Origin of the sequence: Streptomyces sp. NPDC086519, from assembly GCF_040686075.1 — a bacterium.
In the GTDB taxonomy this organism is placed as follows: Bacteria; Actinomycetota; Actinomycetes; order Streptomycetales; family Streptomycetaceae; genus Streptomyces; species Streptomyces shenzhenensis.
Map to the genome: position 1 here is coordinate 114,894 of NZ_JBFBJL010000026.1, position 24,028 is coordinate 138,921.

Genomic DNA, 24,028 nt, shown 5'->3' on the forward strand with positions numbered 1-24,028 from the left:
GGCGCCTCGCCGGTCCCGTACACTTCTTGTGGCGATCCGGGTCACCGGGTCGACTTCGCACGCCCCGACATCCGGCCGTCACCGGCAGATGTCAGCGCTTCTCGGTCCTTCGCGGCACAGCGCACCCGGGCGTCAGGCGCGGGAGCCGTCCGGCCCCCGCGGCACAACCGAGAAATTCAAGGAGATACGGCCATGGCCGTCGTCACGATGCGGGAGCTGCTGGAGAGCGGCGTCCACTTCGGTCACCAGACCCGTCGCTGGAACCCGAAGATGAAGCGCTTCATCTTCACCGAGCGCAACGGCATCTACATCATCGACCTGCTCCAGTCGCTGTCGTACATCGACCGCGCCTACGAGTTCGTCAAGGAGACCGTCGCCCACGGCGGCACGGTCATGTTCGTCGGCACGAAGAAGCAGGCGCAGGAGGCCATCGCCGAGCAGGCCACCCGCGTCGGCATGCCCTACGTCAACCAGCGCTGGCTGGGCGGCATGCTCACCAACTTCTCGACCGTCTACAAGCGTCTGCAGCGCCTCAAGGAGCTCGAGCAGATCGACTTCGAGGACGTCGCCGCGTCCGGTCTGACCAAGAAGGAGCTTCTCGTGCTCTCGCGCGAGAAGGCCAAGCTGGAGAAGACCCTCGGTGGTATCCGCGAGATGCAGAAGGTGCCCAGCGCCGTCTGGATCGTGGACACCAAGAAGGAGCACATCGCGGTCGGTGAGGCCCGGAAGCTCAACATCCCGGTCGTCGCGATCCTCGACACCAACTGCGACCCCGACGAGGTCGACTACAAGATCCCGGGCAACGACGACGCGATCCGCTCCGTCACCCTGCTCACCCGCGTGATCGCCGACGCGGTCGCCGAGGGCCTCATCTCCCGCTCTCGTGTTGCCACCGGCGACAAGGGCGAGAAGGCCGCCGGCGAGCCGCTCGCCGAGTGGGAGCGCGACCTGCTCGAGGGCGAGAAGAAGGCGGACGAGGCCGAGGTCCAGACCTCCGCCGAGACCGAGAAGGTCGCCGACGCCGAGCAGACCGAGGCTCCGGCTGCCGAGGCCCCGGCTGCCGAGGCTCCGGCTGCCGAGGCTCCGGCCGCGGACGCCGAGCAGGCCTGACCCGTCAGCGTCGACGGCGGGGGCGGCGACATCCCGAACGCCCCCGCCGTTCACCCATAGATTCGCGCTCTACATCTACGTGTAGATCGTGGATCGGGCAGATCTCCCGACTTCGAGAAAGACTCACAGACTCATGGCGAACTACACCGCCGCTGACGTCAAGAAGCTCCGCGAGCTCACCGGCGCCGGCATGATGGACTGCAAGAAGGCCCTGGACGAGGCCGAGGGCGATGTCGACAAGGCTGTCGAGGCGCTCCGCATCAAGGGCCAGAAGGGCGTCGCCAAGCGCGAGGGCCGCTCCGCCGAGAACGGCGCCGTGGTCTCGATCATCGCCGACGACAACTCCTCCGGCGTCCTCGTCGAGCTGAAGTGCGAGACGGACTTCGTCGCCAAGGGTGACAAGTTCCAGGCCGTCGCCAACACGATCGCCGAGCACGTCGCCAAGACTGCCCCCGCGGACCTGGAGGCCCTGCTCGCCTCCGAGATCGAGCCCGGCAAGACCGTCCAGGCGTACGTCGACGAGGCCAACGCCAACCTCGGCGAGAAGATCGTCCTGGACCGCTTCGCGCAGTACGCCGGCGGTTACGTCGCCGCCTACATGCACCGCACGATGCCCGACCTGCCCCCGCAGATCGGTGTCCTCGTCGAGCTGGACAAGCCGAACGCCGAGGTCGCCAAGGGCGTCGCCCAGCACATCGCCGCCTTCGCGCCGAAGTACCTCTCCCGGGAGGACGTGCCGGCCGAGGTCGTCGAGTCCGAGCGCCGCATCGCCGAGGAGACCACCCGCGCCGAGGGCAAGCCCGAGGCCGCTCTCCCGAAGATCGTCGAGGGTCGCCTCAACGGCTTCTTCAAGGACGCCACGCTGCTCGGCCAGCCGTACGCGCTCGACAACAAGAAGTCGGTCCAGAAGGTCCTGGACGAGGCCGGTGTCACCCTGAAGCGCTTCACGCGCATCAAGGTCGGCATCTGAGTCCGTACCGCGATCGACACGCGACCCACGGGGAAATCCCGATAGGGTCGGTCGACAGCAGTCGTCCGTACACACCGCCACACCCAGGGACGTGACGGACGGCGGCAGATCTGACGAGGAGGCCATTGCCGCGCATGGGCAGCGAAAAGCGACCCCACCGGCAATGGCCTTCTTCGTATGCGTATGTGCAACACGTGAAAGAGGCGGGATCTCCATGACCACCAAGGCCCAGAAGAGCGACGACGGCAAAGTACGCGGCCGGTTTCTGCTGAAGCTGTCCGGAGAGGCCTTCTCCGGTGGCGGCGGCCTGGGCGTGGACCCCGACGTGGTGCACAAGATCGCCCGTGAGATCGCGGCCGTGGTCCGCGACGGCGCGCAGGTCGCCGTCGTCATCGGCGGCGGCAACTTCTTCCGCGGCGCCGAGCTCCAGCAGCGCGGCATGGACCGGGCCCGCTCCGACTACATGGGCATGCTCGGCACCGTCATGAACTGCCTCGCCCTCCAGGACTTCCTGGAGAAGGAGGGCATCGACAGCCGGGTGCAGACCGCGATCACCATGGGGCAGGTCGCCGAGCCGTACATCCCGCTGCGCGCCGTCCGCCACCTGGAGAAGGGCCGCGTGGTCATCTTCGGCGCCGGTATGGGCATGCCGTACTTCTCCACCGACACCACCGCCGCCCAGCGCGCCCTGGAGATCGACGCCGAGGCCCTGCTCATGGGCAAGAACGGTGTGGACGGGGTCTACGACTCCGACCCCAAGACCAACCCGGACGCCGTCAAGTTCGACTCCCTCGGCTACGGCGAGGTCATCACCCGCGAGCTCAAGGTCGCCGACGCCACCGCGATCACGCTCTGCCGCGACAACAAGCTGCCGATCCTGGTATTCGAGCTGCTTGCGGAGGGCAATATCGCGCGCGCCGTCAAGGGTGAGAAGATCGGCACGCTGGTGGGTGAACACGGCAGCCGGGACTGACCGGCACCGCCTGACGCGCCCTGACCGGGGGATGGACAATGTCATGCCGGTCGGGAAGCGTCGGGGAAAGAAGACGCGACGCAGCCGGCCGCCGCCCCGCAACGGAACCGCAGCCGGGCCTTACTCAAGACACGCAGGAGCAAGTGGTGATCGAAGAGACCCTCCTCGAAGCCGAGGAGAAGATGGAGAAGGCCGTCGTGGTCGCCAAGGAGGACTTCGCCGCGATCCGCACCGGCCGTGCGCACCCGGCGATGTTCAACAAGATCGTGGCCGACTACTACGGCGCGCCGACGCCGATCAACCAGCTGGCCTCGTTCTCCGTGCCGGAACCGCGCATGGCGGTCGTGACCCCGTTCGACAAGACGGCCCTGCGCAACATCGAGCAGGCGATCCGCGACTCGGACCTGGGCGTCAACCCGAGCAACGACGGCAACATCATCCGGGTGGTGTTCCCCGAGCTCACCGAGGAGCGCCGCCGCGACTACATCAAGGTCGCCAAGGGCAAGGCGGAGGACTCCAGGGTGTCCATCCGCTCCGTGCGCCGCAAGGCCAAGGACGCGATCGACAAGCTGATCAAGGACGGCGAGGTCGGCGAGGACGAGGGCCGCCGCGCCGAGAAGGAGCTCGACGACACCACCGCGAAGTACGTCGCGCAGGTGGACGAGCTCCTCAAGCACAAGGAAGCGGAGCTTCTCGAAGTCTGATGAGCGACTCATCCTGGGGAGCCCCGCCGCACGCCGGGCCGCACGCCGGGCAGGCCGGAACACCGGCCGGGTACTGGGGACCGACCGATCAGGGCATGGGCCAGGGGTACGACCACGGTCAGGGCCACGGTCACGGCCACGGGCCGGACACCGGTCAGGGGTACGGCCCCGGCCCCGCCCAGGGATACGTCCACGGTCCGGCCCAGAGTCCCGGCCAGGGGTACGACCCCGGTCGTACCCACGGCTATGACCAGGGGCATGTCCAGGGAGCCGTCCCGACGGGTCCCACGTACGATGCGCAGAGCGCGCAGCAGACTCGCCCCCTGCCCGTCGTGCCCGACGACGTACCCGCGTACGGCTCGGACCAGGACGACGACCGGGGGGCCGCTCGGCTGAGCGGCCCTCTGTTCCGAGACGAGACGTTCCGCAACGACGCATCGTCGGCGCAGCCTCTGCCGTACGCGGCGGCGCCGCAGAATCAGGAGCCCATGCCCGACGCCCCCCAGCCGGCGCCCGCGCCGCAGAAGAAGAGCGCGGGACGCGACCTGGGCGCGGCCATAGGGGTCGGCGTCGGACTCGGCGTCGTGATCGTGGCGTCCCTGTTCGTCGTCAAGGCCGTCTTCGTCGGCGTCGTGGCGGTCGCGGTCGTGGTCGGTCTGTGGGAGCTGACCAGCAGGCTTCAGGAGCGCAAGGGCATCAAGGCGCCGCTGGTCCCGCTGGCACTCGGCGGCGCGGCGATGGTGGTGGCCGGCTACGCCCGGGGTGCCGAGGGCGCCTGGGTCGCCCTGGCGCTCACCGGGCTCGCGGTTCTGGTCTGGCGGATGACGGAACCGCCGGAGGGCTATCTCAGGGACGTCACCGCGGGCCTGTTCGCGGCGTTCTACGTCCCGTTCCTGGCGACGTTCGTCGCGATGATGCTCACCGCCGAGGACGGCCCCTTCCGGGTGCTGACCTTCCTGCTCCTCACGGTGGTCAGCGACACCGGCGCCTACGCGGTCGGCTGGCGCTTCGGCACCCACAAGCTCGCCCCGCGCATCAGCCCCGGCAAGACCCGCGAGGGCCTGGTCGGCGCGGTGCTGTTCGCGATGGTCGCGGGCGCGCTGTGCATGCAGTTCCTGATCGACGACGGCACCTGGTGGCAGGGCCTGCTGCTGGGCCTCGCGGTCGCGGCCAGCGCCACCCTCGGCGACCTCGGCGAGTCCATGATCAAGCGCGACCTGGGCATCAAGGACATGGGCACGCTGCTGCCGGGCCACGGGGGCATCATGGACCGACTGGACTCGTTGCTGCCGACGGCTCCGGTGGTGTGGTTGCTGATGGTGTTGTTCGTGGGCAGTGGCTGATCCACTCGGACGTACGTCGGCAGTGGCCGGCGTACAGCTGTCGTGGGGGAGCCCTCGTCCTTCGCAGGGCGGGGGCTCCCTGGCACTGACCTACGCGGTCCTCGGCACTGACCTGTGCGGTCCCGTGAACTCACGGTCGCGGGCCACCTGAATTGATCTGCGACACTGGTACCACCATGCCCAAGCCCGGAGAACTCACTTTCGTCGCGCCGCGCGGAGCCAAGAAGCCGCCGCGGCATCTCGCTGATCTCTCGCCCGCCGAGCGCAAGGACGCGGTGGCCGAGGTCGGCGAGAAGCCGTTTCGTGCCAAGCAGCTCTCGCAGCACTACTTCGCGCGGTACGCGCCGGACCCCGAGCAGTGGACGGACATCCCGGCCGGCTCGCGGGACAAGCTGCGGGAGGCGCTGTTCCCCGAGCTGATGACGGTCGTACGGCATCTGTCGACCGACGAGGGGACGACGCGCAAGACGCTGTGGCGGCTGTTCGACGGGACGCTCGTCGAGTCGGTGCTGATGCGCTACCCGGACCGGGTGACCATGTGCATCAGCTCGCAGGCGGGCTGCGGGATGAACTGCCCGTTCTGCGCGACCGGGCAGGCGGGGCTGGACCGGAACCTGTCCACCGCCGAGATCGTCCACCAGATCGTCGACGGGATGCGGGCGCTCAGGGACGGCGAGGTGCCCGGCGGGCCCGCGCGGCTGTCGAACATCGTCTTCATGGGGATGGGCGAGCCGCTCGCCAACTACAAGCGGGTCGTCGGAGCCATCCGGGCGCTCACCGACCCCGCCCCGGACGGGCTCGGCCTCTCGCAGCGCGGCATCACCGTCTCGACCGTCGGACTGGTCCCGGCCATCCACCGGTTCGCCGACGAGGGCTTCAAGTGCCGGCTCGCGATCTCCCTGCACGCTCCCGACGACGAACTGCGCGACACCCTCGTGCCCGTGAACACGCGGTGGAAGGTGCGCGAGGTCCTCGACGCCGGGTTCGAGTACGTCGAGAAGAGCGGACGGCGGCTGTCGATCGAGTACGCGCTCATCCGCGACATCAACGACCAGGCGTGGCGCGGCGACCGGCTGGGCCGCCTGCTCAGGGGCAAGCCCGTGCACGTCAATCTCATCCCGCTGAACCCGACGCCGGGTTCGAAGTGGACCGCCTCGCGGCCGGAGGACGAGAAGGCGTTCGTCGCGGCGATCGAGGCACACGGTGTGCCGGTGACGATCCGGGACACCCGTGGCCAGGAGATCGACGGCGCCTGTGGTCAGCTCGCGGCCACCGAGAGGTAATCTGAGGGCCGTACAACACATCTTCATATTCCGACAGGGGAGCGCCACAGCGCTGAGAGTGCGGCAATCGGGCCGCAGACCCTCTGAACCTCGCCCAGGTCATTCTGGGTAGGAAGTTCGGTCATCACTCAAGCTGTTGCGCCCTGCCCGGGTTTCCCGGGTGGGGCCGCGTCTCTTCCTGGTCCGCCCCAGGAGGAAAACACCAGTGCACACCAAGACCTTCGTGGCCGTGGCCGTCGGGCTCGGTCTCGTCACGCTGTCCGCGTGCTCGTCATCGGGTACCGAGGCCGGCTCCAAGACCATCACCCTGGTCAGCCACGACTCGTGGGCCGTCTCCAAGAACGTGCTCCAGGACTTCGAGAAGCAGTCCGGCTACCAGGTGAAGGTCCTCAAGGACGGCGACGCCGGACAGGCCGTCAACAAGGCGATCCTGACCAAGGACAACCCGCAGGGCGACGTGTTCTTCGGCGTCGACAACACCCTGCTCTCCCGCGCGCTCGACAACGGTCTCTTCCAGCCGTACGAGGCCAAGGGCCTCGACCGGGTCGGCAAGGCGTACCAGCTTGACGCGGCCGGGCACCGGGTCACGCCCATCGACTACGGCGACATCTGCGTCAACTACGACAAGGCGTACTTCAGCGAGCACAAGCTGACCCCGCCGACGTCGTACGCCGATCTCGTCAAGCCGCAGTACAAGAACCTCCTCGTCACCGAGAACGCGGCCACCTCCTCACCGGGGCTCGGCTTCCTGCTCGGGTCCGCCGCCCGGTACGGGGACAGCGGTTGGCCGGACTACTGGAAGCAGCTCCGGGCCAACGGCGTCAAGGTCGTCGACGGCTGGGAGCAGGCCTACAACGAGGAGTTCTCCGGCTCGGCCGGCGGCAAGAAGGCCAAGGGAGACCGGCCGCTCGTGGTGTCGTACGCCTCCTCCCCGCCCGCCGAGGTGATCTACGGTGACCCGAAGCCCAGCACCGCGCCCACCGGGGTCGCGACCGGTACCTGCTTCCGGCAGATCGAGTTCGCCGGGCTGCTGAGCAACGCACAGAACACCAAGGGCGGCAAGGCGCTCATCGACTTCCTGGTCTCCAGGGAGTTCCAGGAGGACATGCCGTTGAACATGTTCGTGTACCCGGTGGTCCAGGGGGCGAGCGTGCCCGCCGAGTTCACGAAGTACGGTCCCGCCGCGAAGGACCCCGAGACCATGGCGCCCGTGAAGATCGCCGCCAACCGTGACCAGTGGGTCAAGACGTGGACGTCACTCGTACTGAAGTAGCGCCCCGCAAGGGCCGTTCGGGGAGCGCGGCGCGGCTCGGTCTGATGGCCGTGCCCGTCGCGTTCTTCGGCGTCTTCTTCGCCTGGCCGGTCGCGGCGATCGTCGCGCGCGGGCTGAAGGCCGACGGGGTGTGGCGGTTCGGGAGGATCGCCGAGGTCGTCGGCCAGTCCGACATCCGGCACGTGCTCTGGTTCACCACCTGGCAGGCGCTCGCCTCCACCGCGCTCACCCTCCTGGTCGCGCTGCCCGCCGCCTATGTCTTCGCCCGCCTCGACTTCCCGGGCAGGCAGGTGCTGCGGGCCGTCGTGACGGTCCCCTTCGTGCTGCCGACGGTCGTGGTGGGGACCGCCTTCCTCGCGCTCGTCGGGCGGGGCGGGCTGCTGGACGAGCTGTGGGGGGTACGACTCGACACCACCGTCTGGGCCATCCTGCTGGCGCACGTCTTCTTCAACTACGCGGTCGTGGTACGGACCGTGGGCGGTCTGTGGGCCCAGCTGGACCCCCGGCAGGAGGAGGCCGCCCGGATGCTCGGCGCCTCCCCGGCGGCCGCCTGGCGGAAGGTCACCCTGCCCGCGCTCGCGCCCGCCGTGGCCGCCGCCGCGCTGATGGTGTTCCTGTTCACCTTCACCTCCTTCGGCGTGGTGCAGATCCTCGGCGGGCCGACGTTCTCCACCCTCGAAGTGGAGATCTACCGGGAGACCTCCGAGATCTTCGACCTCTCCACGGCGGCCGTCCTCACCCTCGTGCAGTTCGCCGCGGTCGGCACGATCCTGGCCGTGCACGCGTGGACGGTACGGCGGCGGGAGAGCGCGCTCCGGCTGGTGGACCCGTCGGTGACGGCACGCCGGCCGCGCGGCGCAGGGCAGTGGGCGCTGCTCGGCGGGGTCCTCGCCACCGTCGCCGTACTCCTCGTGCTGCCGCTGGCCGTGCTGGTGCGGCGGTCGCTGGACGGGGGGTTCGGGTACTACCGGGCGCTGGGCGACGCCGACGGAGGGACCTTCCTGGTCGCGCCGATCGAGTCGGTGGCCAACTCCCTGGAGTACGCGGTCGCGGCCACCGCCGTCGCGGTGGTGATCGGCGGGCTCGCCGCCGCCGCGCTGGCCCGGCGGGACGCGGGGCGGCTGGTACGGGGGTTCGACGCGCTGCTGATGCTGCCGCTCGGGGTGTCCGCCGTGACCGTCGGATTCGGGTTCCTGATCGCCCTCGACAGGCCGCCGCTGGATCTGCGCCAGTCCTGGATCCTCGTCCCGCTGGCGCAGGCGCTGGTCGGCGTGCCCTTCGTGGTGCGGACCATGCTGCCCGTGCTGCGGGCCGTGGACGAGCGGCTGCGGGAGGCGGCGGCCGTGCTCGGGGCGTCGCCCTGGCGGGTGTGGCGGGAGGTCGATCTGCCCATGGTGCGGCGGGCGTTGCTGATCGCCGCGGGCTTCGCCTTCGCGGTGTCGCTGGGGGAGTTCGGGGCGACCGTGTTCATCGCACGGCCCGACAACCCGACCCTGCCGGTCGCGGTGGCCCGGCTGCTGTCCCGCCCCGGTGACCTCAACTACGGCCAGGCGATGGCCCTTTCCACGATTCTGATGGTGGTGTGCGCGGTGGCGCTGCTGGTTCTTGAGCGGCTGCGGACCGACCGGACGGGGGAGTTCTGATGCTGCTGACTCTCGACGCGGCCACCGTGCGGTTCGGCGGCCGGGCGGTGCTCGACGCCGTCGGACTGAAGGTGGCCGAGCACGAGGTGGTGTGCGTGCTCGGGCCCAGCGGAAGCGGCAAGTCGACGCTGTTGCGGGCGGTGGCGGGGCTGCAACCGCTGGACTCCGGGCGGGTGTTGCTCGACGGGCACGACCAGGCGCGGGTGCCGGCGCACCAGCGGGGGGTCGGGCTGATGTTCCAGGACCATCAGCTCTTCCCGCAGCGGGACGTGGGCGCGAACGTGGCCTTCGGGCTGCGGATGCGTGGCGCCGGGAAGGCGGAACAGGCCGAGCGGGTGGGCGAGTTGCTGGCGCTGGTGGGGCTTCCGGGGGCGTCCCGGCGGGCCGTCGCCGGGCTCTCCGGCGGGGAACAGCAGCGGGTGGCGCTCGCCCGGGCGCTGGCGCCCCGGCCCCGGCTGCTGATGCTCGACGAACCGCTGGGGCAGCTCGACCGTTCGCTGCGGGAGCGGCTGGTGGTCGAACTGCGGGAGCTGTTCGGGCGGTTGGGCACGACCGTGCTCGCCGTGACGCACGACCAGGGCGAGGCGTTCGCGCTGGCCGACCGGGTGGTCGTGATGCGGGACGGACGGATCGCCCAGTCCGGTACGCCCCTGGACGTCTGGCAGCGGCCCGCGGACGAGTTCGTGGCCCGCTTCCTCGGCTTCGACAACGTGGTCCCGGCGACCGTCGAGGGAACGGTCGCGGTGACGCCGTGGGGGAAGGTGCCGGTGCCCGAGGGCTCCGGGCAGGGGACACGGACCGTGCTCGTCCGGCCGGCCGGCGTCCGGCTGGTCGGCGCCGACGCGGGACTGCCCTGCACGGTGGCCGCCCGCACCTTCAAGGGCACGCACGTCACCGTCCACCTCCAGCCCCAGGACGGCCCCCGCCTGGAGGCGGCCTGCGCGCTGCGGGCGGCGCCCGAGGCCGGGGACGCGGTGGGTGTGGAGTTCGACGCGGCGGAGACCGTCGTACTGGACTGAGGCCCTCACGGGTACGGCCGAGGCCCGCCCCCCGGGGATACGGGAGCGGGCCTCGGCCGGGTACGAGTGAGAGGCGCGTCAGTTACCGCTGTGCGCCCCACGACGGCGCATGCCGAACCACACCGCGCCACCGCCGACCACGACCAGCGCGGCCGCGATACCGGCGATCAGGCCGGTGTTGGAGTTGGCACCGGTCTCGGCGAGGTTCGACTCACCGACGGCCGGGGAGGGGGCGTTGTCCGACGTGCTCGCCGGGGCGGTGGTGCTGTCCGAGGCCGACGGGGTCGGGGAGTCCGACTCGGCCGGGGTGGACTCGGACGCCGACGGCGACGGGGAGGCCGACTCCGACGGGGAGGGGCTGGAGCTCTCGTCGGACTTGCACGCGGTCGACGGGGTCGTCAGGTTCGGCGTGATGTCCTTGTCGATCTTGAATCTGGCGGTGTCGACCACGACGTGGACCCGGTACTCCGCGTTCGGCTGCCAGGCCTCGGAGAAGGAGACCGTGGTGCCCCCCTTGGAGCCCTTGACGATCTGGGCCTTGCCGACCTGCTTCGCGTCGGCGCTGTTGTTCTCAAGGAAGACAGTGACGGTGGCCGAAGTGCCGGAGGCGTCAATGTCCTTGACGTTGATGACACCGTTGGTGCCGTCGCAGGTGGCTTCGGCGGAGAAATCGGAGATGCTGCACGCGAGGGCGCTGTTGGAGACGCCCAGGACCAGCGCGGCCGACGCGGAGGCAACACCCAGGATGCGCACGGAACGGCGTGCACTGCGGCGGGATATGGACACGTTTGTCCTTACTGAGTGCATGACTGCGGGGGGTTGAGGGGGAGTTGACGCGACGGTGCGGTGGCGCATCACCGCCCCCAAGAGGCTCACAGGTCTATAAGCGCTCCGTAAGCAGTGTCAATGCATATGCGGTCCACGGGTGTTGACTTTACCCACTCGTTAATCGCTGAGACGTTTCAGCGCTTGTGAAGCTTGCTCGATCCGGTCAACGAGGGCGATACGGGACGCCATCGCGCGCTCCCCCGCGAGCGCGGTCAGCAGCTGCCAGGCCGGCAGCCGCTCGCTCCAGTGCGCCTCGTTCACGAGCACCATCGGGGTCGGCTCGCCCCGCGACTCGTAGTAGTTGGGCGTCGCGTTGTCGAAGATCTCCTGTACGGTCCCGGCGGCGCCCGGCAGGAACACCACACCGGCGTTGGAGCGGGCCAGCAGGCCGTCCTCGCGGGTGGCGTTGGCGAAGTACTTGGCTATGTAGGCGGCGAAGGCGTTCGGCGGCTCGTGGCCGTAGAACCAGGTGGGGATGCCGACCGACGGACCGCCGTCCGGCCAGCGCTCGCGGACCTCGAAGGCGGCGCCCGCCCAGTCGGTGATCGAGGGCCGGAACGAGGGCGCCTTGGCGAGGAGTTCGAGGGCCTCGTCGAGCATCCCGTCGTCGAAGGGTGCCGCGTACGCGCCGAGGTTCGCCGCCTCCATCGCGCCCGGGCCGCCGCCGGTCGCCACCATGAAGCCGTCCCGCGCGAGCTCCCGGCCCAGCCGGGCGGCACCGGCGTACTCCGCCGTGCCGCGCGCCATCGCGTGCCCGCCCATCACGCCCACCACCCGCGCGCCGACGAGGAGTTCGTCCAGCGCGTCGGAGACCGCGTCGTCGTGGATCGAGCGCAGCATCGAGGCGAATATGTCACCGTCCGCCGTCGTCTGCCGGAACCAGGCGTACGAACGGGCGTCCGGGGTCGCCTCGTAGCCCGCGTCGAGCGAGTCGAACAGTTCCTCGGGCGAGTGGACGAAGGCGCGGTACGGGTCGAAGGGGAGGTCGGGGACCGGCGGGAACACCAGTGCGCCGGACGCGCCGACCCGGGCGGCGGCCTCCGGGGACATCGGGCAGCCGAGGAATACGGCGCCGGTGGTGTCGGTGGTCAGCAGGACGTCCGTACGGTCCGTCAGATCGACGGCCTGGACCCGGTATTGGCCGAGTGTGCCGTGCGTGGCGACGACCTCGTCGAACTCGGCGAGGGACTCGATCTCACGGTCGCGGGCGGCCCGGTGGTGCGGCTGCGGCTGCTCGGGGCGCGGTTGGGCGGGTGTCGGATGCACCCGCCCATGCTAGGCGTCAGCCCTGCACCGCCGCCGGGTCCATCCACACGACCTCCCAGCTGTGGCCGTCGAGGTCGTCGAAGGAGCGGCCGTACATGAAGCCCTGGTCCTGGACGTCGTCATTCGCCGTGCCGCCGGCCGCGACCGCCTTCTCCACCAGCTCGTCGACCTTCTCGCGGCTCTCCGCGCTCAGGCAGATCAGCACCTCGCTGGTCTTCGTCGAGTCGGCGATCTCCTTCTTCGTGAAGTCTGCGTAGCGCTGCTTGCTCAGCAGCATCGCGATGATCGTGTCGCTGATCACGACACAGGAGCAGTCGTCGTTGCTGAACTGCGGGTTGATCGAGTAGCCGAGCTCCGTGAAGAACTTCCGCGACGCGGCGACGTCATCGGTGGCCAGGTTCACGAAGATCATCTGCTGGTACATGGGGTCTCTCCCTCGGGGTGTCATGCCGTTCACGGGGATAGACCGGGGGGTGCGGCGAAAGTCATCGCCGGGTCCGGATTTTTTTTCGTACGAATTCTCAGCGGGCGAGCGGGAGTGCGGCGAGTTCGGCGATCAGCAGGGTGAGGGGGCCGAAGAAGACGAGCAGGGCGCCGGCGCGCAGGGCCGCAGCGCCGCGCAGCATGGTCGCCGGGGCGCCGACGCGGAGCAGGGCCGCGGTGGTGTCCGCGCGGCACTGGCGGGCCTCCACGGCGGCGGTGAGCAGGGTGGCGACCGCGCAGCCGGCCACCACCAGGCCGCCGAGGGCGGTGAGGGGGCCGAAGGCGGCGGTGCTGCCGTAGCCGTAGAGCGTGGTGGCCGCGAAGCCGGCCGACGCCACCGCGCAGACGACGCCGAGGGGGCGGCCGACGCGGGTGGCCTCCGCCATCAGGACGCGGCCGGCCAGGAGGCGGCGGGCGCCGGGGCGGACGGCCTGCAGGAGGCGGCCGCAGAGGTGGGTGAGGCCCGGGGCGGCGAGGACCAGGCCGAGAGCGGTGAGGGCCCAGCCGGCGAGGACGCCGGCCGGGCCGCCCACCAGGCCGCCGGGGAGGGTGGTGTGCGGGGCGGTCCCGGTGAGGCCGGCGTAGGACTCCACGGCGAGGCCCGCGGCGAGGACGGCGACGCCCCAGGGGAGGCCGGAGGGCGGGGCGGTGGGAAGGCCGGGGAACGGGGGCGGGGTGTCCGCGGCGCGGTCGGCGGGGGCCGGGAGGTGGGTTTCGCTCACCGGCGCCTGCGGGGTGCCGTACGCGGGGGCCGGGGCGGGCGGGGTGTCGCTCTCCGGCGCTTGCGGGGTGCCTGTCCCAGAGGGGGGATCCCCCGCGCCCACCCTCGCCCGCACTCGGCTTCGCTCGCGCGGGGCGACCCCCGTCGCCCCGGCGGCACGGCTGCCCGCGGGCCGACGGGATGGCCGCCCGTCGTGGGCCGGGGTGCGGAGGAGGCGGGCGCCGAAGCGGCCGTAGGCGCCGAAGGTTTCGTGCTTCGCTGTTCGCTGGTAGGCGCCGAAGCGGCCGTACATGCGGGACCGGGCGCCGGAGTGGGGCAGGTCGCGGGGGCGGAGGGCCAGCGCGACCGTGGTGGACGCCAGTACCGGGGGGACGGTCAGGAGGGTCAGGGCCGCCGGGAGGGGCAGGGACCTGTGGGCGGCCAGGAAGTCCTTCGCCGCGCCGCCGAAGGGCATGCCCGTGGGGTCGCCACGCAGGTGGAGGAAGAACAGGAGGGCCAGCAGGGAGCCCAGGGCGCAGGCGAGGGCCGTGTTGAGGGCGGCGATCGCCATCAGGCGGGCCGGGCCCAGTCCGAACGCCGAGAGAGCGGAGCGCGGCTTGGCGCCGGGGTCGGTGCGGGCCACCGCGACCGCGAGGTGCACCGTGGTGGCGAGCGGGACCGCGCACCAGGACAGGCGTAGAAGCGCCGCCGTCGAGTGGGTCGGGTGGGTCAGCCCGTAGCCGAGGGCGGACAGCAGCAGGAAGCCCGTGCCGGCGGCCGCCGCGGCCACCAGGAGGCGGCGCAGGTGCACGGCCGGCCGGGCGGGGAGGGTCAGGCGGAGAGCGAGCACTCGGCCCGGCCTTCCGCTTCGGCGACCGGCGGCAGGTGGACCGTGTTCACCCGGCGGCCGTCCAGGAGCGCGACCTTGCGGTCGGCGAGGGCCGCCGTCTCCGCGTCGTGCGTGGCGAGGACGACCGTGATGCCGTGCGAGCGGGCCGCCGTGGTGAGGGTGCGCAGGACGTGGGCGCGGTCGGCGCGGTGCAGCGGGGCCGTCGGTTCGTCCGCGAAGAGGATGGTGGGGGCGGGGGCCAGGGCGCGGGCGATGGAGACGCGCTGGCGCTCGGCCTGCTGGAGCTCGGCCGGGTGCTTGCGGGCCTTGTCGCCGACGTCGAGGCGTTCCAGCCACTCCAGCGCCGCCACCTTGGCCCGGCGCCTGCCGGTCCCGCGCAGCATCAGGGGCAGGGCCGTGTTCTCCCAGACGTTCAGCTCGGGGACGAGCGTCGGGGCCGGGTCGATCCAGCCGAAGCGGTCGCGGCGCAGGCGTTCGCGGGTGAACGGACCCATCCGGTGCACGGCCTTGCTGTTGAACCAGACCTCGCCGCCCTGCGCCGGGACCAGACCGGCCAGGCACCTCAGCAGCGTCGTCTTGCCACTGCCGCGCGGGCCGCTGACGGCGAGGATCTCGCCCTCCCGCACGCCGAGCGAGATGCCGGCGATACCGGGCGAGCCGTCCTGGTGGCGGAAGTACAGGGAGCGTGCCCACAGCACGTCGTTGTCCGGCGGGGCCTCCATGGGCGTACACCTCGGTTCTGATCCGTTTGCCGTGCCTTCCCACGTGCGGGGGAACGAAAGGCTGGGCCGATCGGTCACGTGCACGCTAGGCAGGGTCGGGGCCGGAGCCCGGACAGCACACGGCCCCGGGCCGCCGTTCTCACTCGAACGGACGGCACCGGGGCCGGATCAGAGCGCTGATCCAAATGGTCAGAGCTTCGTCCACGCCTCCGAGAGGGTGGCGCGCAGGATCTGCTCGATCTCGTCGAAGGTCTCCTGGTTGGAGATCAGCGGCGGGGCGAGCTGGACGACCGGGTCGCCGCGGTCGTCGGCACGGCAGTACAGGCCGTTCTCGAACAGGGCCTTGGAGAGGAAGCCGTACAGGACGCGCTCGGTCTCCTCGTCGTTGAAGGACTCCTTGGTGGCCTTGTCCTTGACGAGTTCTATGCCGTAGAAGAAGCCGTTGCCGCGGACGTCGCCGACGATCGGCAGGTCGTGCAGCTTCTGGAGCGTGGAGAGGAAGGCGCCCTCGTTGTCGAGGACGTGCTGGTTGAGGTTCTCGCGCTCGAACAGGTCGAGGTTGGCGAGGCCGACCGCCGCGGAGACCGGGTGGCCGCCGAAGGTGTAGCCGTGCAGGAAGGTGTTGTCGCCCTTGTAGAACGGCTCGGCGACGCGGTCGGAGACGATGCACGCGCCGATCGGGGAGTAGCCCGAGGTCATGCCCTTGGCGCAGGTGATCATGTCCGGGACGTAGCCGAACTTGTCACAGGCGAACATCGTGCCCAGGCGGCCGAAGGCGCAGATGACCTCGTCGGACACGAGCAGCACGTCGTACTGGTCGCAGATCTCGCGCACCCGCTGGAAGTAGCCGGGCGGGGGCGGGAAGCAGCCGCCCGCGTTCTGGACCGGCTCCAGGAAGACCGCGGCGACGGTGTCCGGGCCCTCGAAGAGGATCTCCTGCTCGATCTGGTCGGCGGCCCAGCGGCCGAAGGCCTCCGGGTCGTCGCCGTGGATCGGGGCGCGGTAGATGTTGGTGTTCGGGACCTTGTGGGCACCGGGGACGAGGGGCTCGAAGGGAGCCTTCAGGGCCGGCAGGCCGGTGATCGACAGGGCGCCCTGCGGGGTGCCGTGGTAGGCGACCGCGCGCGAGATGACCTTGTACTTGGTCGGCTTGCCCTGGAGCTTGAAGTACTGCTTGGCCAGCTTCCAGGCGGTCTCGACGGCCTCGCCGCCGCCGGTGGTGAAGAAGACCTTGTTCAGGTCGCCGGGCGCGTGGTCGGCCAGCCGCTCCGCCAGCTCGACGGCCTTCGGGTGGGCGTACGACCACACCGGGAAGAACGCCAGCTCCTGGGCCTGCTTGAAGGCGGTCTCGGCGAGCTCCGTGCGGCCGTGACCGGCCTGGACCACGAACAGACCGGCGAGACCGTCGAGGTAGCGCTTGCCCTTGTCGTCGTAGATGTAGGTGCCCTCGCCCCTGACGATGGTCGGGACGGGCGAGTTCTCGTACGAGGACATGCGGGTGAAGTGCATCCACAGGTGGTCGTACGCGGTGCGGCTGAGGTCCTTCTGGGTCACGGTTATCGGGTTCCCCACATATAGGTCTGCTTCTTCAGCTTCAGATAGACGAAGCTTTCGGTGGAGCGCACGCCGGGCAGCGCCCGGATGCGTTTGTTGATGACGTCCAGCAGGTGGTCGTCGTCCTCGCACACGATCTCCGCGAGGATGTCGAACGAGCCCGCGGTCATCACCACGTACTCGACTTCCGACATGCCGGTCAGCGCGTCCGCGATCGACTCGACATCGCCCTCGACGTTGATGCCGACCATCGCCTGCCGGCGGAAGCCCACGGTGAGCGGGTCCGTGACGGCGACGATCTGCATGACGCCCTGGTCCAGCAGCTTCTGGACGCGCTGGCGCACGGCCGCCTCCGACAGGCCGACGGCCTTGCCGATCGCGGCGTACGGACGGCGGCCGTCCTCCTGGAGCTGCTGGATGATGGCGAGGGAGACGGCGTCCAACTGGGGGGTGCCGTTCCTGGACTCGCGCGACGAGTCCCTCTGGTCTGCGCTTCGACTGGCCACGAGCACACTGTGCACGACGTCTCGACGGTTCCGCAAGGCCGCATCGATGAAATTCGTTGTTTGGGGTGGCATGGATTGCGGATTTCGCAGACACGACGGGCATGGGGGTGTTGAAAACGTGGGATCTCGGATTACTGTGGGTGTCTCAGCGAATGGACACCCGAACTTGGAGGGCCGGCAGTGAGCACCGAGCTGCGTCGTCTGCGCAATTACATCGACGGTGAGTTCCGGGACGCCGCCGACGGGCGGACCACCGAGGTGGTCAACCCCGCGACCGGCGAGGCGTACGCGACGGCCCCGCTGTCCGGGGCGGCGGACGTCGACGCCGCGATGGCGGCCGCCGCCGCGGCCTTCCCGGCGTGGCGGGATTCCACCCCGGCCGAGCGGCAGAAGGCCCTGCTGAAGATCGCGGACGCGTTCGAGGAGCGGGCCGAGGACCTCATCGCGGCGGAGGTGGAGAACACCGGCAAGCCGACCGGGCTCACCCGCTCCGAGGAGATCCCGCCGATGGTCGACCAGATCCGGTTCTTCGCCGGCGCGGCCCGGATGCTGGAGGGCCGGTCGGCCGGTGAGTACATGGAGGGGATGACCTCCATCATCCGCCGCGAGCCGGTCGGCGTCTGCGCGCAGGTCGCGCCGTGGAACTACCCGATGATGATGGCCGTGTGGAAGTTCGCCCCGGCGATCGCCGCGGGCAACACCGTCGTGCTGAAGCCGTCGGACACCACCCCGGCGTCGACCGTCCTGATCGCCGAGATCATCGGGGAGATCCTCCCCAAGGGCGTCTTCAACGTCGTCACCGGCGACCGTGACACCGGCCGCCTGATGGTCGAGCACCCGGTCCCGGCCATGGCCTCCATCACCGGTTCCGTACGGGCCGGCATGTCGGTCGCCGAGTCCGCGTCCAAGGACCTCAAGCGCGTCCACCTGGAGCTGGGCGGCAAGGCGCCGGTCGTCGTCTTCGAGGACACCGACATCGCCAAGGCCGTCGAGGACATCTCCGTCGCGGGCTTCTTCAACGCCGGCCAGGACTGTACGGCGGCGACCCGGGTCCTCGTCCAGGAGTCCATCCACGACGAGTTCGTGGCGGCGCTCGCGAAGGCCGCGGCCGAGACGAAGACCGGGCAGCCGGACGACGAGGACGTGCTGTTCGGGCCGTTGAACAACCCGAACCAGCTCAAGCAGGTCTCCGGGTTCATCGAGCGGCTCCCCGCCCACGCCAAGGTCGAGACCGGCGGGCAGCGGGTCGGTGACAAGGGGTACTTCTACGCGCCGACCGTCGTCTCCGGGCTCCGGCAGGACGACGAGATCGTCCAGAACGAGGTCTTCGGCCCGGTCATCACCGTCCAGTCCTTCACGGACGAGGACCAGGCCGTGGAGTGGGCCAACGGCGTCCAGTACGCCCTCGCGTCCTCGGTGTGGACCAAGGACCACGGGCGCGCGATGCGGATGTCCAAGAAGCTGGACTTCGGCTGCGTGTGGATCAACACGCACATCCCGCTGGTCGCGGAGATGCCGCACGGCGGGTTCAAGAAGTCGGGGTACGGCAAGGACCTGTCGGCCTACGGGTTCGAGGACTACACCCGGATCAAGCACGTGATGACGTCGCTGGAGGGCTGAGTCCGGCCCCAGGCCTGCGGCGCTGCCCGGGGTCGAGAAGTACCCCGGGCAGCGCTGGGTGGTACGGGCCGCCGCCGGGACCGGCGGTGTCTGCCCGGCGTTGACACGGGCCATCGACAACGTGTCCGGTCCGCGTCAAGCGGCTCGACGCAGCGTCAATTGCCAGGCGGCAGACGGGCGCGACATCCTTCAGAGGTGCGCCAGACCTCTTCTCAGACGCCCGGGCCCTCCCGTCGCTCCCTGCTGCGCGCGCTCGGCGGCACCGCCGCGCTCGGCGCACTGGCCGGCTGCGGGGTGCCGGCCGCGTACGTCAAGGCCGACGACCGCGCCGTGGGCGACCTGTCCGCCAGGGACCACAGGCTGGTCTTCGCGAACTGGCCGCTGTACATCGACGTAGGCGACGACAACCCGAACAAGCGGCCCACCCTCGACGCGTTCGAGAGGCGCACCGGGATCTCCGTCGACTACATCGAGGAGATCAACGACAACGACGAGTTCTTCGGCAAGATCAGCCCGGCACTGATGAACCACCAGTCCACCGGCCGGGACCTGATCGTCATCAGCGACTGGATGTGCGCGCGGTTCGTCCGCCTCGGCTGGGTCCAGAAGATGGACCGCGCCCACCAGCCGAACGTCGCGAAGTACCTGGACCCCCTGCTGCGCTCCCCGGCCTTCGACCCGGGCCGGCTCTGCACCGTGCCGTGGCAGTCGGGCATCACCGGCATCGCGTACAACCGCAGGAAGCTGGGCCGCGAGATCCGGCACGTCAAGGACCTGTGGGCGAGCGACCTCAGGGGCCGGGTGACCCTGCTCTCCGGCCTCGACGAGGCGTTCGCGCTGCTCATGCAGGGAAACGGCGTGGACATCACCCGGTGGACGGCCGACGACTTCCACGACGTCTGCGACGAGGTGCAGAAGCAGGTCGACCGGGGCCAGATCCGCCGCTTCACCGGCAACGACTACACCAAGGACCTGGTCAGCGGCGATGTCCTGGCCTGCCAGGCCTACTCCGGCGACGTCATCCAGCTCCAGGCCGACAACCCCGACATCCGGTTCGTCGTCCCCGAGGAGGGCGCGGAGCTCTGGTCGGACTCGCTGATGATCCCGGACCGCGCCGCCCACAAGACCAACGCGGAACGCCTCGTCGACTACTACTACGCGCCGGAGGTCGCCGCCGAACTGGCCGCCTGGGTCAACTACGTCTGCCCCGTCCCGGCCGCCCGGCAGGTCCTCGCCGACTCCAAGGACAAGGACACCGCGGCCCTCGCCGACAACCCCCTGATCTTCCCGGACACGGCCATGCGCGAGCGCCTCGCCATCGCCCGCGACATCACGTCGAAGGAACGGGTCGATTTCGCCCAGCGGTGGAACAAGATCGTGGGGTTGTAGGCCCGGACGGCACGGAAGCGGCGCCTGCACGTCCGGGGCACCGAAGACGGGGTGGCCGGTGATGGTGAAGTCGGAGCAGCGGGTGCCGCTTACAACACACGACATTCTATTGACAGGACGTTTGACCGCGGCTGCAGTGTGCTGAGGACCGACTGGACGGCGCCGGAAGCCGGCCCGGCTGAAAGGGAGACACCCCACTCATGGCACTTCTTCAGGACAAGGTCGTCCTGGTCAACGGCGGCAGCCAGGGCGTCGGCGCCGGCATCGTGCGGGCGGCCGTACGGGAGGGCGCGACCGTCGTCCTCACCGGCCGCCGGGCCGAGACCGGCGAGCGGCTCGCCGCCGGCACCGGCGCGCTCTTCGTACGGGCTGACCTCGCCGACCCGGCGCAGGCGCGCGACTGCGTCACGCGCACCGTGGACGCGCACGGCCGGATCGACTGCCTGGTCAACGCGGCCGGTCTGACGTCCCGCGGCTCGCTCCTGGACACCACGCCGGAGCTGTTCGACCAGCACATGGCGGTCAACCTGCGGGCGCCGTTCTTCTCGATGCAGGCGGCGGTGGCCGACATGGTCGCCCGCAAGGCACCCGGCACCATCGTCAACATCATCTCCAACTGCGCCCACGGCGGGCCGCCGTTCCTGGCGCCGTACTCCGCGGCCAAGGCCGGTCTGGCCGGGCTGACCCGCAACGCCGCCCACGCCCACCGCTGGGACCGGATCCGGATCAACGGCCTCAACATCGGCTGGACGGACACCGAGGGCGAGGACGCCGTCCAGCGCGCCTTCCACGGCGCGGGCGACGACTGGCGGGAGCGGGCCGCCGCGGCCCAGCCCATGGGCAAGCTCGGACAGGTCGACGAGATCGCCGACTTCGTCGTCTTCCTGCTGTCCGACCGCAGCGGGGTGGTGACCGGCTCGGTCATCGACTGGGACCAGAACGTCTTCGGCGCCCAGGACTGAGCCGAGAGTCCCGCCGGCCCGCCGTCCGCGGCGCGGCGCTTGCCTCCCGGCGGGCCGACGGAGCCCGCCGGGCGCGGCCGCCGGCGTCGCCGGGGCCTACGCGACGCCGCGCAGTACCGAGCGCAGGTGCTCGGCGCTGGCCCACACGTCCTCGACCGGCCCCTTCTCCGTGGGTTCTTCGGTGAGGATGGTGTCCTGTTCCAGGACGTACCAGCCGTCGTACCCGCGCGCGCTGAGATGGGTGACGATCGCCTGCACGTCGACGTCGCCGGCGCCCAGCGGGCGGTACATGCCGGCGCGGACGGCCTCGGTGTAGGTGAGGCGGCCGGACTGGACCTTGGCGGCGAGGGAGGCGTCCACGTCCTTCATGTGGGTGTGCGCGATCCGCTCGGGGGCCTGCCGGGTCAGCTCGGCCGGGTCCGTGCCGCCGATGAGCAGGTGGCCGGTGTCGAGGCAGAGGGAGATCGACGAGTGCTCCAGGACCCGGCGGACCTCGTCGCCGTTCTCGATCATCGTGCCGACGTGCGGGTGCAGGACCGCGCGGACCCCGTGCTCGGCGGCCAGCGCGGTCAGCCGGTCGAGGTTGGACAGGAGCAGCTTCCAGCCGTCCGCGTCGAGTTCGGGCCGGGAGTCGTAGCCGTCCTGGCCGGTGATGGCGGAGAGAACGAGGACCTCGGCGTCCGAGGCGGTGTAGCCCGCCAGGAGCTGCTCGGCCTCCGGCAGCGGGTCGTGGCCGGGCACGTGCAGCAGCAGCGGGGTGAAACCGCCGACGGCGTGCAGGTCGTGGTCGGCGAGGACGCGGGCCATCGCCTCCGGGGCGGCGGGCAGGAAGCCGTCCGGGCCGAACTCGGTGGCGGCCAGGCCGACGTCGCGCATCTCCTTCAGCACCCGCTCGGGCGTCAACTGGTAGCCCCAGCCGGGCACTTCACACACGCCCCAGGAGATGGGCGCGCCGGCGATCCGGTTCAGCTGTGGGGTGGTCATGCCGTGGCCTTTCGATGGGTCCGGTGGGGGCTTCGCCCGGTACGGCCGTCACTTCCCTCGGTCCCGGCGAGCGCCACCGTGCCCGCCGCCGAGCAGCCGATCCGTCTCGTACGACGGGCGGCCGGGCCGTTGGCGTGCTCGCAACGCTAGGTTCGCCGGAGGGTTTGGTGAAGCCCCCGAATCCATCAATTTCCCGTCATCGGGGCCGTCATTTTCCCGTTCGGCGTGCGTGCTCCCGATGCTCCCGATGTCCAGGGGCGCAGGCCGTGCGGGGCCGGGGGAAAGCGGGCCCGGAGTCCGGACGGCGGAGGCCGGGGCCTTCTATCTCCAACCCGTGTTGTTCCTAGAATGGCCGAGTGGACGACATCGACGCGATCGCGGCGCTGCAGGATCCGGTGCGACGCCGGCTGTACGAGTACGTGGCGGCGCAGGGCCGCGAGGTCGGCCGTAACGAGGCCGCCGAGGCGACCGGGGTGGCGCGCACGCTCGCCGCGCACCATCTGGACCGGCTGGCCGAGGCCGGACTGCTCGACACCGGCAGCCGCCGCCTCACCGGGCGCTCCGGGCCGGGGGCGGGCCGGCCCGCCAAGGTGTACACGCGGGCGCGGGGCGAACGGCTCGTGTCGCTGCCCGCCCGCGACTACCGCACCGCCGCCGAACTGCTCGCCGAAGCCGCCGAGCAGGCCGGGCTGGACGCCGGGCTCTGCGCGGCCGCGCGCCGCCGCGGCGAGGCCCTGCGCGGCTCGGCGGCGCCCTGCCGAGGCCTCGACGAGGCCATGGAGATGCTCGCGGCCCGCGGTTACGAACCGCACCTGGAAGCCGCCGGGGATGGCGGGGATGCCGGGGGCGCCGCGGCGGGCGCCGCGGCGACCGGGGCGGCGGAACCTGTCGTCCGTATGCGCAACTGCCCCTTCCACGCCGTGGCCGAACGCTTTCCGCCGCTCGTCTGCGGCATGAACCTCGCGCTGCTGGAGGGGCTGCTCGGCGACGGCGGTCCCGTCCGGGCCCGTATGGACGCCCGGCCCGGCGAGTGCTGTGTGGTGCTGGAGATTTCTAAAAACAACGATGATTGACATAGAAATGGAGGCGTGCTGATATGAGGCCATGACCGCATCCGGGTACGCCGCTCACCTCGCCCAGCTGAACGTCGCCACGCTCCGCTTCCCCCTCGACGACCCGCGCATGACACCGTTCGTCGACATGCTCGACACGGTCAACGCCGCCGCCGACGACGCGCCCGGCTTCGTGTGGCGGCTCGTGGAGCAGGGGGCGGCCGACGCCACCGCCCTGCGCCCGGCGGGCGAGGACGTCATCGTCAACCTGACGGTGTGGGAGACCCAGGAGGCGCTGTGGGACTTCACCTACCGCAGTGAGCACCTGGACGTGATGCGGCGGCGCCGCGAATGGTTCCAGCGGCACGCCGAGGCGCATCTGGTGCTCTGGTGGATCCCCGCCGGTCACCTCCCGACCACCGGCGAGGCCCTGGCACGGCTGGCGGACCTGCGCGCGCACGGTCCGTCGGCGCGCGCGTTCACCTTCGCCTCCTCATACTCCGCCGCCGAGGCCGACCTCAGGCCCGGCCCTGTCACGGGCGTCCGTACCGCTCCTGCCGGGCGCGGGTGAGGTTCGGGTTCCGCGGACCGGGTCACTGCCCGCGAGACCGACGGGAGAGCTGAACCCGGCCGGACGGCGCGGGGTCTCGGTGACGCCGCGCGGGCCGTATCCGGGCTTGAGCACGATGAACTGCTCGTCGGCCGCTCCGGTCGCCCCGGCCACCCCGGCCGGCATGGGGGCCTTTCGGTGGGGCGGTTAGCGGGAGAGGTTATACGTAATACGCGGGGGATGC

Annotated in this window: 22 protein-coding genes and 1 riboswitch; of the genes, 14 read left to right on the plus strand and 8 right to left on the minus strand. The window is 70.7% G+C overall.

What is annotated here, in order from left to right:
• The first annotated feature begins 192 nt into the window (after positions 1-192).
• The 9 genes from rpsB to AB0P24_RS24905 all read left to right on the plus strand — a co-directional run bounded on the left by rpsB (position 193) and on the right by AB0P24_RS24905 (position 10,318).
• Positions 193-1,110, plus strand: coding sequence for a 30S ribosomal protein S2 (gene rpsB, locus AB0P24_RS24865; protein WP_365797490.1), 918 nt, complete (start codon positions 193-195; stop codon positions 1,108-1,110).
• Positions 1,111-1,243: 133 nt separating this feature from the next.
• Positions 1,244-2,080 (plus strand): translation elongation factor Ts, encoded by an 837-nt coding sequence (gene tsf / locus AB0P24_RS24870; protein ID WP_365797492.1) that lies wholly within the window; start codon positions 1,244-1,246, stop codon positions 2,078-2,080.
• Positions 2,081-2,294: 214 nt separating this feature from the next.
• Entirely contained in the window at positions 2,295-3,053 is a 759-nt protein-coding gene (gene pyrH / locus AB0P24_RS24875; RefSeq protein ID WP_365797493.1) for a UMP kinase, read from the plus strand.
• A 146-nt stretch (positions 3,054-3,199) separates the two neighbouring features.
• Positions 3,200-3,757, plus strand: coding sequence for a ribosome recycling factor (frr, locus tag AB0P24_RS24880; protein ID WP_132889831.1), 558 nt, complete (start codon positions 3,200-3,202; stop codon positions 3,755-3,757).
• Positions 3,757-5,100 carry a phosphatidate cytidylyltransferase gene (locus tag AB0P24_RS24885; RefSeq protein ID WP_365797496.1) on the plus strand — a complete coding sequence of 448 codons (1,344 nt, stop codon included), beginning with the start codon at positions 3,757-3,759 and terminating at the stop codon, positions 5,098-5,100. The genes frr and AB0P24_RS24885 overlap by 1 nt, the downstream gene beginning before the upstream one ends.
• 176 nt (positions 5,101-5,276) lie before the next feature.
• On the plus strand, positions 5,277-6,383 hold the full coding sequence (gene rlmN / locus AB0P24_RS24890; RefSeq protein ID WP_365797498.1) for a 23S rRNA (adenine(2503)-C(2))-methyltransferase RlmN: 1,107 nt from the start codon (positions 5,277-5,279) through the stop codon (positions 6,381-6,383).
• Positions 6,384-6,408: 25 nt separating this feature from the next.
• Positions 6,409-6,516, plus strand: a riboswitch (TPP riboswitch).
• A gap of 72 nt (positions 6,517-6,588) precedes the next feature.
• Positions 6,589-7,656, plus strand: a complete 1,068-nt coding sequence (locus tag AB0P24_RS24895; protein ID WP_365797500.1) for a thiamine ABC transporter substrate-binding protein — start codon at positions 6,589-6,591, stop codon at positions 7,654-7,656.
• Between the two features lie 44 nt (positions 7,657-7,700).
• On the plus strand, positions 7,701-9,299 hold the full coding sequence (locus tag AB0P24_RS24900) for an iron ABC transporter permease (protein ID WP_365797502.1): 1,599 nt from the start codon (positions 7,701-7,703) through the stop codon (positions 9,297-9,299).
• Positions 9,299-10,318, plus strand: coding sequence for an ABC transporter ATP-binding protein (locus tag AB0P24_RS24905; protein WP_365797504.1), 1,020 nt, complete (start codon positions 9,299-9,301; stop codon positions 10,316-10,318). The genes AB0P24_RS24900 and AB0P24_RS24905 overlap by 1 nt, the downstream gene beginning before the upstream one ends.
• Positions 10,319-10,396: 78 nt before the next feature.
• On the opposite strand, the gene AB0P24_RS24910 is transcribed toward AB0P24_RS24905, so the two are convergent.
• The 7 genes from AB0P24_RS24910 to AB0P24_RS24940 form a co-directional block, all read right to left on the minus strand.
• Complete coding sequence (locus tag AB0P24_RS24910; RefSeq protein ID WP_365797505.1) at positions 10,397-11,104, minus strand: LAETG motif-containing sortase-dependent surface protein; 708 nt, start codon at positions 11,102-11,104, stop codon at positions 10,397-10,399.
• Between the two features lie 159 nt (positions 11,105-11,263).
• A complete protein-coding gene (locus AB0P24_RS24915; RefSeq protein WP_365797507.1) occupies positions 11,264-12,412 on the minus strand; it encodes a Rossmann fold nucleotide-binding protein in 1,149 nt (382 codons plus the stop codon).
• 16 nt (positions 12,413-12,428) lie between these two features.
• Positions 12,429-12,836 carry a VOC family protein gene (locus tag AB0P24_RS24920; RefSeq protein WP_365797509.1) on the minus strand — a complete coding sequence of 136 codons (408 nt, stop codon included), beginning with the start codon at positions 12,834-12,836 and terminating at the stop codon, positions 12,429-12,431.
• A gap of 97 nt (positions 12,837-12,933) precedes the next feature.
• Entirely contained in the window at positions 12,934-14,445 is a 1,512-nt protein-coding gene (locus tag AB0P24_RS24925) for a hypothetical protein (RefSeq protein WP_365797511.1), read from the minus strand.
• Complete coding sequence (locus AB0P24_RS24930; RefSeq protein ID WP_365797513.1) at positions 14,427-15,167, minus strand: ATP-binding cassette domain-containing protein; 741 nt, start codon at positions 15,165-15,167, stop codon at positions 14,427-14,429. The genes AB0P24_RS24925 and AB0P24_RS24930 overlap by 19 nt, the downstream gene beginning before the upstream one ends.
• A gap of 189 nt (positions 15,168-15,356) precedes the next feature.
• Positions 15,357-16,721 carry an aspartate aminotransferase family protein gene (locus AB0P24_RS24935; RefSeq protein ID WP_365797515.1) on the minus strand — a complete coding sequence of 455 codons (1,365 nt, stop codon included), beginning with the start codon at positions 16,719-16,721 and terminating at the stop codon, positions 15,357-15,359.
• 2 nt (positions 16,722-16,723) lie between these two features.
• The gene (locus AB0P24_RS24940) at positions 16,724-17,242 is read right to left on the minus strand and encodes an Lrp/AsnC family transcriptional regulator (protein WP_181805818.1); all 519 of its coding nucleotides are present in this window, start codon (positions 17,240-17,242) and stop codon (positions 16,724-16,726) included.
• 165 nt (positions 17,243-17,407) lie between these two features.
• Between AB0P24_RS24940 and AB0P24_RS24945 the strand changes: the two genes are divergently transcribed.
• The 3 genes from AB0P24_RS24945 to AB0P24_RS24955 all read left to right on the plus strand — a co-directional run bounded on the left by AB0P24_RS24945 (position 17,408) and on the right by AB0P24_RS24955 (position 21,198).
• On the plus strand, positions 17,408-18,847 hold the full coding sequence (locus AB0P24_RS24945) for a gamma-aminobutyraldehyde dehydrogenase (RefSeq protein ID WP_365797517.1): 1,440 nt from the start codon (positions 17,408-17,410) through the stop codon (positions 18,845-18,847).
• A gap of 195 nt (positions 18,848-19,042) precedes the next feature.
• Positions 19,043-20,236: an extracellular solute-binding protein gene (locus AB0P24_RS24950; protein ID WP_365797519.1), complete on the plus strand. Its 1,194-nt coding sequence runs from the start codon at positions 19,043-19,045 to the stop codon at positions 20,234-20,236.
• 200 nt (positions 20,237-20,436) lie between these two features.
• Entirely contained in the window at positions 20,437-21,198 is a 762-nt protein-coding gene (locus tag AB0P24_RS24955) for an SDR family oxidoreductase (protein ID WP_365797521.1), read from the plus strand.
• Between the two features lie 96 nt (positions 21,199-21,294).
• On the opposite strand, the gene AB0P24_RS24960 is transcribed toward AB0P24_RS24955, so the two are convergent.
• Positions 21,295-22,182 (minus strand): sugar phosphate isomerase/epimerase, encoded by an 888-nt coding sequence (locus tag AB0P24_RS24960; protein WP_365797523.1) that lies wholly within the window; start codon positions 22,180-22,182, stop codon positions 21,295-21,297.
• 356 nt (positions 22,183-22,538) lie between these two features.
• Here AB0P24_RS24960 and AB0P24_RS24965 point away from each other — a divergent pair, with 356 nt between their 5' ends.
• A complete protein-coding gene (locus AB0P24_RS24965; RefSeq protein ID WP_365797525.1) occupies positions 22,539-23,255 on the plus strand; it encodes a transcriptional regulator in 717 nt (238 codons plus the stop codon).
• Positions 23,256-23,286: 31 nt separating this feature from the next.
• A complete protein-coding gene (locus AB0P24_RS24970; protein WP_365797527.1) occupies positions 23,287-23,805 on the plus strand; it encodes a DUF3291 domain-containing protein in 519 nt (172 codons plus the stop codon).
• Positions 23,806-24,028: the final 223 nt, after the last annotated feature.

Excerpts from the sequence above, each read along its gene's own strand:
- rpsB (WP_365797490.1), top strand. The coding sequence starts at position 193 with ATGGCCGTCGTCACGATGCGGGAGCTGCTGGAGAGCGGCGTCCACTTC.
- AB0P24_RS24905 (WP_365797504.1), top strand. The coding sequence starts at position 9,299 with ATGCTGCTGACTCTCGACGCGGCCACCGTGCGGTTCGGCGGCCGGGCG.
- AB0P24_RS24955 (WP_365797521.1), top strand. The coding sequence starts at position 20,437 with ATGGCACTTCTTCAGGACAAGGTCGTCCTGGTCAACGGCGGCAGCCAG.
- AB0P24_RS24930 (WP_365797513.1), bottom strand. The coding sequence starts at position 15,167 with ATGGAGGCCCCGCCGGACAACGACGTGCTGTGGGCACGCTCCCTGTAC.
- AB0P24_RS24885 (WP_365797496.1), top strand. The coding sequence starts at position 3,757 with ATGAGCGACTCATCCTGGGGAGCCCCGCCGCACGCCGGGCCGCACGCC.
- AB0P24_RS24970 (WP_365797527.1), top strand. The coding sequence starts at position 23,287 with ATGACCGCATCCGGGTACGCCGCTCACCTCGCCCAGCTGAACGTCGCC.
- AB0P24_RS24920 (WP_365797509.1), bottom strand. The coding sequence starts at position 12,836 with ATGTACCAGCAGATGATCTTCGTGAACCTGGCCACCGATGACGTCGCC.
- rlmN (WP_365797498.1), top strand. The coding sequence starts at position 5,277 with ATGCCCAAGCCCGGAGAACTCACTTTCGTCGCGCCGCGCGGAGCCAAG.
- tsf (WP_365797492.1), top strand. The coding sequence starts at position 1,244 with ATGGCGAACTACACCGCCGCTGACGTCAAGAAGCTCCGCGAGCTCACC.
- AB0P24_RS24900 (WP_365797502.1), top strand. The coding sequence starts at position 7,701 with ATGGCCGTGCCCGTCGCGTTCTTCGGCGTCTTCTTCGCCTGGCCGGTC.
- pyrH (WP_365797493.1), top strand. The coding sequence starts at position 2,295 with ATGACCACCAAGGCCCAGAAGAGCGACGACGGCAAAGTACGCGGCCGG.
- AB0P24_RS24960 (WP_365797523.1), bottom strand. The coding sequence starts at position 22,182 with ATGACCACCCCACAGCTGAACCGGATCGCCGGCGCGCCCATCTCCTGG.